We start from the raw sequence: 8,257 nt of genomic DNA on the forward strand, positions 1-8,257 counted from the left end.
AGCCGGTGGAGCCACTCGCGCAGCATCTGGCGCTCGGTGGTGGTCAGGGCGTCCGTGTCGTCCTGGAGTGCGGTCGACAAAGCGACAGCGAGGGCGCTGACGGACGAGCTTTCGGTGGGCCGGCCGGCGAGCAGCCCGGCCAGCACGGACTCCCTGACCTGCGCGGACATCGCCAGGTCCCGGCTTTCCTCGGGCTGGGCGATCAAGCTGAGCGTCACACCGCTGTTCGCCGCCGCGAACTGCCGCGCGGCCTCCGCCGCCTCGACGCGCAGGCGGCCCTCGCGCGCCAACGGCGTGAAGAGCTCCAGCAGCATCGCTTCGGCGCTGGAGGTGAGGTTGCACGGGACGCCCGGCTCGATCTGGCCGTAGAGCAGCACGTAGAACGCGGGGTGCTCCAGGCCGTACTCGACGTGCCTGTCCCAGCCCGCGCGGATCCGCTCCACCGGGTCGCCGCCCGGTTCCGGCGCCTGGACGTACTGGGTGAAGCCGTAGTTGACGACCGCGTCGAGCAGGCCCTGCTTGCTGCCGAAGTGGTGGTACAGCGTGGGGGCCTGGACGCCGGCGCGCTCGCAGATCGCCCGCGTCGACACCGGCCCGTCACCGGCCTCGTGCAGGAGCTGGCCGGCGGCCATGAGCAGGCGGTCGCGGGTGCTGGTGGCGTTGCTGGATCGTCCGGCCATGTAGCAATTGTAACGACGGTTTGTAACGGGTCAGCGCAGGCGGAGCTGGACCCGCCGGAGCCCGGCGAAGGCGGCCAGCACGCCCTGGTCCGTCGTGGCGGCGGCCGGGCGGACCGACCGGTAGCCGTCCAGGAGAGCCTCCTTCAGCTCTTCGCGGTGGGGCAGGTGCGCGAGGGCGGCGCAGGCGACGGCGAGGTCGTAGGCGTAGTGCCCGTACCCGCAGTCGTCGAAATCGATCGCGTGCACGCGGCCGCGGTGCAGCAGGTAGTTCTCCTGGTGCAGGTCGCCGTGCACCAGGCCGAAGACGTCGGAGCCGTACCCCAGTTCGGTCCGCACCGCGCGGACGCGCGCCACCGCCTTGCGGATCCGCTCGTCGCCGCCGGCCGCCGCGACGGCCCGGTCGACGACCGCCGCGGAGAAGCCGTCCACCTGCGTGCGGCCGAAGTCGGTCAGGTCGTCGACGCGGCGGCGGTCGAGGCCGTTCATCCGGGTGCCGTGCAGGTGCAGCCGCGCGGTGAACTCGCCGACGGCGTACAGCTGCGGCGCGCTGAGCCGTTCGTCGAGGAACCGGCCCTCGACCCAGTGGCTGAGCACGCAGGTGCGTGGTTCGGGCACGGCCGGGTCGGCGACCACGGTGACCAGGTCCCGCGCGCGCGTCGGCACCGGCTGCGGGACCACCAGGCCGGTCTCGCGGCGCAGCGTGGTCAGCCAGGTCATCTCGGCCCGGACCTGGGAGACGCCGGGGCCGTCCGGTCGCTGCACCCGCAGCACGTACCGGTGGCCGTCGGCGCCGTCGACGCGGAACGTCGTGTTGTGCCCGTGGGCCAGCGGGGTCAGCCGGGCCACCGGCACGGCGTAGGCCGTCAACGCCGCTTCCGCGAGCCGTCGCAGACGCCGGGTCCGGCCGGCGCGGTCGAGCTCGGCGAACGGCCGGGTGTTCGCCTGGAAGTCGGCCATCGCCCAGGTGCTCAGCTGATCGACCGTTCCGGCTCGCGCGAGTGGGAGACCAGCTCGATGGTCGGCGTCGTGTGCCGCCCGCCGCCGAGCCGCTCCACGCCCCGCAGTCCCTCGACCAGCCGCTCGACCTCGGTGTCCGGCCGCACCCCAAAGCGCATGAACTGGCTGGTCATGCCGATCTTGTTGCCGCACTGGCGTACCAGCAGGTGGTGCTCGGTGAGCAGGTAGTCGCACAGCTCGGCGCCGTCGACCGACGCGGGCAGCTTGACGAGCAGGAAGTTCGCCTGCGACGGGAACACCGTCAGCTCCGGGAACTGCCCGAGCTGCGAATGCATCATGAACCGGTCGAGCGCGAGCTTCTTGAGGCTGTCCTCGTACTCGGCGCGGTGCTCGGCGAGCATGAAGATCACGGTCTCGGCGAGCGAGTTCAGGTTCCACTTCGGCAGCGCGGCCGACAGCTTGCGCGTCAACGCCGGGTTCGAGACCTGGTAGCCGAACCGGATGCCGTGCAGCCCGAAGTTCTTGCCGAGGCTCTTCAGCACGATCACGTTCGGCCGGACGACGGCTTCGGCGGCCACCGACGGGTTCCGCTCGACCTCGACGAAGTCGATGAAGGACTCGTCGATCACCACCAGGTCGAGGTCTTCGAGGGCGTCCATGAACCGGATCACCTCGCGGCGCGGCAGGTACCCGCCGTCGGGGTTGTTCGGGTTGCACAGCACCGCGACCCGGGAGCCGCGGCGCTTGATGAAGTCGATGTACTCGTCCACCCGCAGCTCGAAGCCGTCCGCTTCCTTGAGCAGGAACATGTCGACGCGCTTGCCGGTCTCCATCGGCTGGTCGGTCCAGCGGCCGAAGGTCGGGATCGGCACGGCGACACTGGAATCGACCAGCAGCTGGTCGATCCAGGTGATCAGCTCGGTCGAGCCGTTGGCCAGCGAGATCGTCGACGGGTTGAGCCGCAGCACGCTCGCCAGCTGCGCGGTGATCGCGCCGGCGTCGCTCGGGTAGAACTTGAGGATCGTGCGGAGGTTGCGTTCGAGCTCGCCGAACATCTCGTCGGTCGGGAAGTACGGGTTGCAGGGGATGCAGAAGTCCGCGAGGTCGTCCGCGTGCTGGCCCATCGCCCTGGCCACGGAGAAGAACGACGGGCTGTGGGCCTTGTTCTGCTGGAAAAGGCCGTGGGGGGTCATACCGTGCCGCACGCGTGTTCTCCGTCCGCCGCTTTACCGGCCCCTTGCCTTCCCGTTGAGGACACGTACGAATCGGACGGCCGGTTCAATGCCGGACAACGCGTGGATTCCGGTGCCCCCCAGCACCGCCGCGGCCAGCGCGGACAGGAGCATGAGCGGCAGCGGCGCGGCCAGCGGGTCGATGCCGGTGAAGGACTCGACGCCGATCACGGCGGTGAGCACGGCGTCGGCGGCGACGGCGATCTTCACGACGCGCAGCCGGTGGGCCTCCGGGTGGGGCGTGCGGCGCAGGATCCAGGCCAGCGCGGGCAGCACCAGGATCGCGTGCATGGCGACCGCGTGCAGCGGCTTGAGCGAGCCGGCGGTGGTGTAGGCCAGCTGCGGGTCGCCGCCGCGGGCCGCGACCACCCCGCGGCCGATCATCACCGCCCCGGTGGCCAGCGCGACCAGCAGCACGACCAGGCCGGCGCGGACGGCCAGGCGCAGGCTCGGCGCGGCCGGGCCGGGTTCCACGAGCGCGGCGGCGGTGAAGCCGATGACCGTCAGGACGAGCACGCCACCGCCCGCGGCCAGCGTCATCGAGACGGTGCTGTCGAACGAGGTCTCGAAGTTGAAGTGCGACGGCACCCCGCGCCACGCCTGCATGCTGACCAGGGCGACTTCGACGACGCTCGCCGCGGTGAACGCGCCGAGCAGGAGGTTGCGCACCCCGGGGCGCACGGTGAGGAACGACGTCGCCCAGGCGACCGAGGCGAGCGTCAGCCCGAACGAGAGGCCGAAGGTAACGGCCTTGCGCATCGACAGCGGGCCCAGCCACGAGCCGCCGGTGGCGATGAGGACGAGAGCGTGCACGACGCCGCCGAGGAACAGCGCCGCGCCGACGGCGTAGGCGATCCGCTCGGCGCGGCGGCCGTCGTACCGGATGCGGGTCAGTGGGTTCATGCTGCCGAGTCTCGCCGGGCAGCCCGGTCTCCGCGTCGGCCCGGTGGCGACACCCCGACGTACGACGACGTGCGTACGAAAATCGGTGAGTGTGTCGAAAAAGCGCCGGTAAAGGAATTCCAATCTTCTTGACGGAATATTGACGGGGAGCGTGCCGGGCGCCACTCGCCAGGCGGATGCGATGTCGGCAAAGGCGTTCTATCCTGCGAACATGTACATCGCATTGCTGACCTATACAGCGCCCGAAACAGAAGTCGACTACGCACTTCCGGACCATTCGGACTGGGTGCGCAAACAATTCACGAAAGGACTCTTCCTGGTTTGCGGAAAGGGCAACGGCTCGGCCGACCACGTGATCCTGGTCCGCTCGGTGCTGCGCGGCAAGCTCGACGCCGTGCTGGCCAGTGACCCGTTCGTGGTCCAGCGGCTCGCCCGGTACGACGTCATCGAGTTCACCGCCACGCGCACCGCCCAGGAGCTGCTGGCGATCAACGAGGCGATCGCCTCTTAAGGAGCCGTCAAGTCGGGTGGCCCGGCGACGAAGCCCCGCCACCTGACGGCGAAGAACACTCACCCGCTGGTCGCTTATGATCGCGAAGGACGTCCAGCCAGGGAGAGTGCGATGAAAACCCCCGACCTCGTCTTCCGGGGCCGCCGGTTGAGCAGTGACCGTGCGCTGGTGCTGGCCGCGGTCGAGTCGCTCCCCGCGGCCCGCGCCGCTGTTGCCGACGGCGCCGATCTCGTGGGTTTCCCCGGATCCGCGTCCCTCGTCGAGCGGGCGCGTGCGAGTTTTCCCGGCCTCGTCATCGGGGTCGGCACCGCGGACCCGTCGGTCGCCGCGGCCTGCTGCGAAGCGGGCGCCGACCTGATCGTGACGTGCGCGGACCTGGCCGAGGTCGCGGCTCGGTACGACGCCGGTTACGCCGCTCCTGCTGTTCCCGCCGTGCCCGGTCTCTCCGTTGTGCTGGACATCGGGGAATTCCGCGCGCCGCTGCCTCCCGCGGACGTGCCCGTGCTGGCTTCGGTGCCCGGCGACGGAACGCCCGCGGGGCTGGCCCTGGCGGCCCTCGCGGCCTCGGCGGGGGTGGCGATCATCCGCACGGCGCACGTCCGCGAGGTGCGTCACGTGGCGGAGATGGCGGCGAGCATCGCGGGCACCCGCCCGCCGGCGAAGGCGGTCCGATGGGAGTGATCCGCCAGCTCTGGCCGTCCCCGCGCGACCTGGCCGAGAGCGACCTCGAGACGCTGTACCGCTACCCGGCGGACCCCCGCTGGCTGGCGGTGAACTTCGTGTCGAGCACGGACGGCGCGATCGCGGTCGAGGGCCGGTCCGGGGCGCTGTCGACCCCGGCGGACCGGGTGGTCTACCGCCTCGGCAACGACCTGGCCGACGTGGTCCTGGTGGGCGCGGGGACGGCGATGGCGGAGGGCTTCGAGGGGATGCGCCCCGACGCCGCCACGGCCGACCGCCGCCGCCGGTTCGGCCTGGCCCCGATCGCTCCGGTGGCGGTGGTGACCACGGGCCGTTCCCTGCCGCCGGACGCCCCGGTGATCACCAAGGCGGCGGTTCCGACGCTGGTCTTCACCTCCTCGGCGGCGCCTAGCGCGTTGCGTGACGCCTGGGCGGCTCATGGCGCCCGGGTGTTCGTGGTGGGGGAGCAGGAGGTGTCGGCTTCGCGGGTGGTGTCGACGCTGGTGGCGGAGGGCTTGGGTCGCATCGACTGCGAAGGCGGGCCCCGGTTGTTCGGGTCGTTGATCGAGGCGGGGCTGGTCGACGAGTTCCGCTTGACGGTGGCGCCGTTCCTGGTGGCGGGGACGGGCAGCCGGGCGTCCGTCGGGGTGCCGGTCGATCCGGCGGAGCTGGAGTTGGCGTCGGTGCTCACCGACGGCGCCAGCGTGCTGCTGCGGTATCTCGCACCGCGCTAGTTTTGTCGGTGCCTTCGGGTAGTGTGGAAATCGGGGGCTCCCTAGGCGCGGAACCCTTGTGTGGCAACGAAAAATGCCGCGCAAGCCCGCCTCTGAGTTCACCCGTTCCAGCGATGACGGTCGCACACTTGTTCGGATAAGGTCGGAGACATGACCACGACCCGAAGACCTCGGCAGCACCGCGATCCGTTGCTGCGCAAGCGAAATGTCCTACCGATCGAGCAGCCGCCGGAAATGGTCCGGCAGCAACAGTTCCCGCGCCTCTACCCGAGTCAGCCACGCGAAGTCGTCGTGCTCCCCAGGGTTGAGCGTAACCTCGCGGGCGCCCTCCTCTTCCACCGTGTAAACGAAAGCGTGGATGCGCAAGGGCCGCCCCGCCACATCCGGCCACGCGTCGCGCGCGAGCTCGCCGGTGACGCGGACCGTCAACCCGGTCTCCTCCGCCGCTTCGCGCGTCGCTGTGTCTTCGAGGCGCTCGCCTGGTTCGGCCGTGCCGCCGGGCAGTTCCCACCGGCCCGCGAGGAAGACGCCGGGCCCGCGGCGGAGGAACAGCACCCGGTCGCCGCGGGCGATCCAGCAGTAGGCCAGGTGCTTGTGCGCGATCTCCGTCATGCGCGCGATTCTCGCTCAGTTGGTCTTCGACGTCGGCAGGTGGGCGCCGAGGTACCCGACGTAGACGATGCCCGTGCCGTCGGTGTCGTCGAGGAAGTGCAGGCGCGGGGCCGGGGATTTGAAGCGCTCCAGGGCGATGTGGGCGCCGAAGTAGTCGCGGCCGGCGGGGTTCGTCCGGGGATCGACGCGGAACGTGCGGGCCTGGCGGAGCCGCTCGTTCGTCGTCACCGTGTCCGACTCGGCCAGGGCGATGATGTTCGCGCTGATCAGCGAACCCGGCTGGCCGGTGCGGGCGAACGCGAGCACGTCCGACAGCTCGGGGCCCGGATCCTGGCCCGCGCCGAGCAGGGACGTCCGGGCGCCCGCGTAGGCGTCGAGGGTGCGGAGCGCGTCCCACGCCTTGCGGCGCCAGGCGGCGGCTTTGGGGTGGTGGTCGAGGATCGCCGCCGGCGCCGGTTCGGCCGTGATGGCGAGGTGCTTGAGCGAAGCGCTCGCGGCGCCGATCAGCTCGGCGAAGCTGGGGAAGTCCTCCGGCGGACGTTCGGCGGCGGCGACCTCGTCGTCGGCGTCGTGGTGGCGGGCGAGCCGGCCGGCCAGCAGCCCGTTGACGCGTCTGAGTTCGTCGCGCTCGGTCTCCGTCTCCTCGAACGCCCGCGCGTAGTCGTCCACCTCCGCCTGCAGCTGGGCGAGCTGGTCGCGCAGGCAGGCGACGTCGGTCGCGCAGACGTCCTCGAGGCGGCGGCGGAGCGTCTTCACCTCCCAGGCGTGCCGGTCCCGTTCTTCGGCGTGGGCTTTGGACTTCTTCCGCAGGATCGTGATCACACCCCGCGCTTCGGCCAGCTCCCGCTCGGCGCGGCCGAGCTTCTCGACCAGTTCGGCGTCGGGCTCGCGGTCCGGCGAAGCGAACGGATCGGTCTCGTACCAAGCCCGCACGCTCGGCACGTCCGCCCACTCCTCCGGCAGGGGCGTCCGGCCGCGGGTTTGGATGAGCCGGGTGATCGCACCCTCCAGCGCCTCACCGGACACCGGGCTCTCGCTGAAGACGAAGTCCGGCAGCTGGTCGCACGGCGGCACGTAGAGCCGAGCGCCCTGCGGCAGCGCGCACCCGAGCGGCAGGTGCCGGTTGAGGGTGTGGCGAAAGCGATCGTCGACGTCGAAGACGTTGACCAGCCCGGGCCACCCTTCCACCGGAACCGTCGGCGGCTCGGTGAGCACCAGCACGGCCGAAGAGCGCCACGGCGCCGCCAGCGCCTCACCGAGCAGGTCGGCGAGGTGGTCGCATTCCTTGCGCGACCACCCGCGCATCGCCAGCACCGGCGTCTCGATCGGGATTTCGTCGCTGCCGCTGGCACCCAGCTCCTCCAACCCGATCCGCCACGCGGGCGCGTCATGGCAGCTACGCCAAGGCCGCGTACACGCCGCGCTCAGCAACCAGGTAACCCGATCCTCGCCGGCGCGGTAGCAGAGCGAAAGCAGTACCTGAACGGAGTAGCGGCCTTCGCTGCCCTCGTACGCGAACTGAAGATCGCACCGCCGCGAACCACCGTCATCGGACGACCCGAGATCGCTCACCGTGTAGTCGTCCTGCTGCCGCTGGCGGCTCATCAGCCTGCTGCGCAAGGCGTCCAGGGGGCGTTTCCCCTCGGTGGGGACCAGTCCGTGGTGCCAGATCCGGTGCACCCCCACAGGACTCAACTCCGTTCGCCGGAAACAGGACCTAGGCCGAACATAGCGGATCCTGTGACCAACCGAACGCGGGGCGTCACCCCACCCCGCCGGCGCCACCCACCACTCCCACCCGCCGGCGCCCCGCCCCGCTGATGGCCCGCGCCGCGCCCAGCGCCCCCCGACCCTGGCCCGCCTCGCTGACGGGCCCCCGCCGGCCTCCCCGCGCCGCCGACCCCGCCCCGCCCCGCTGATGGCCCGCGCCGGGCTCCTGCGCCCTTA

At 71.2% G+C, this 8,257-nt stretch carries 9 protein-coding genes; 3 read left to right on the forward strand and 6 right to left on the reverse strand.

Annotated features, from left to right (window positions below; genetic code table 11):
* The 4 genes from ACWEVN_RS43950 to ACWEVN_RS43965 form a co-directional block, all read right to left on the reverse strand.
* A partial coding sequence (locus tag ACWEVN_RS43950; RefSeq protein ID WP_452055239.1) for a TetR/AcrR family transcriptional regulator occupies positions 1-680 on the reverse strand: 680 nt, incomplete at its 3' end.
* A 30-nt stretch (positions 681-710) separates the two neighbouring features.
* Positions 711-1,637 carry a phosphotransferase enzyme family protein gene (locus tag ACWEVN_RS43955; RefSeq protein WP_449681218.1) on the reverse strand — a complete coding sequence of 309 codons (927 nt, stop codon included), beginning with the start codon at positions 1,635-1,637 and terminating at the stop codon, positions 711-713.
* A gap of 11 nt (positions 1,638-1,648) precedes the next feature.
* Positions 1,649-2,830: a pyridoxal phosphate-dependent aminotransferase gene (locus ACWEVN_RS43960; protein ID WP_449681217.1), complete on the reverse strand. Its 1,182-nt coding sequence runs from the start codon at positions 2,828-2,830 to the stop codon at positions 1,649-1,651.
* A 33-nt stretch (positions 2,831-2,863) separates the two neighbouring features.
* Complete coding sequence (locus ACWEVN_RS43965; RefSeq protein ID WP_452055240.1) at positions 2,864-3,772, reverse strand: hypothetical protein; 909 nt, start codon at positions 3,770-3,772, stop codon at positions 2,864-2,866.
* Between the two features lie 211 nt (positions 3,773-3,983).
* On the opposite strand from ACWEVN_RS43965, the gene ACWEVN_RS43970 reads away from it, so the two are divergent.
* From ACWEVN_RS43970 to ACWEVN_RS43980, 3 genes are all read left to right on the forward strand, one after another.
* Positions 3,984-4,283 (forward strand): YciI family protein, encoded by a 300-nt coding sequence (locus ACWEVN_RS43970; RefSeq protein WP_310967195.1) that lies wholly within the window; start codon positions 3,984-3,986, stop codon positions 4,281-4,283.
* A gap of 111 nt (positions 4,284-4,394) precedes the next feature.
* Positions 4,395-4,964, forward strand: coding sequence for a dihydropteroate synthase (locus tag ACWEVN_RS43975; RefSeq protein ID WP_452055241.1), 570 nt, complete (start codon positions 4,395-4,397; stop codon positions 4,962-4,964).
* Positions 4,961-5,698, forward strand: a complete 738-nt coding sequence (locus ACWEVN_RS43980) for a dihydrofolate reductase family protein (protein ID WP_452055242.1) — start codon at positions 4,961-4,963, stop codon at positions 5,696-5,698. Before ACWEVN_RS43975 ends, ACWEVN_RS43980 begins: the two co-directional genes overlap by 4 nt.
* A 210-nt stretch (positions 5,699-5,908) precedes the next feature.
* Here the strand turns inward: ACWEVN_RS43980 and ACWEVN_RS43985 are convergent, their stop codons facing one another.
* A complete protein-coding gene (locus tag ACWEVN_RS43985) occupies positions 5,909-6,310 on the reverse strand; it encodes an NUDIX hydrolase (RefSeq protein WP_449681214.1) in 402 nt (133 codons plus the stop codon).
* Between the two features lie 15 nt (positions 6,311-6,325).
* Entirely contained in the window at positions 6,326-7,996 is a 1,671-nt protein-coding gene (locus ACWEVN_RS43990) for a hypothetical protein (protein ID WP_449681213.1), read from the reverse strand.
* Between the last annotated feature and the right edge of the window lie 261 nt (positions 7,997-8,257).

The sequence above is a fragment of the Amycolatopsis sp. NPDC003861 genome, assembly GCF_053605405.1.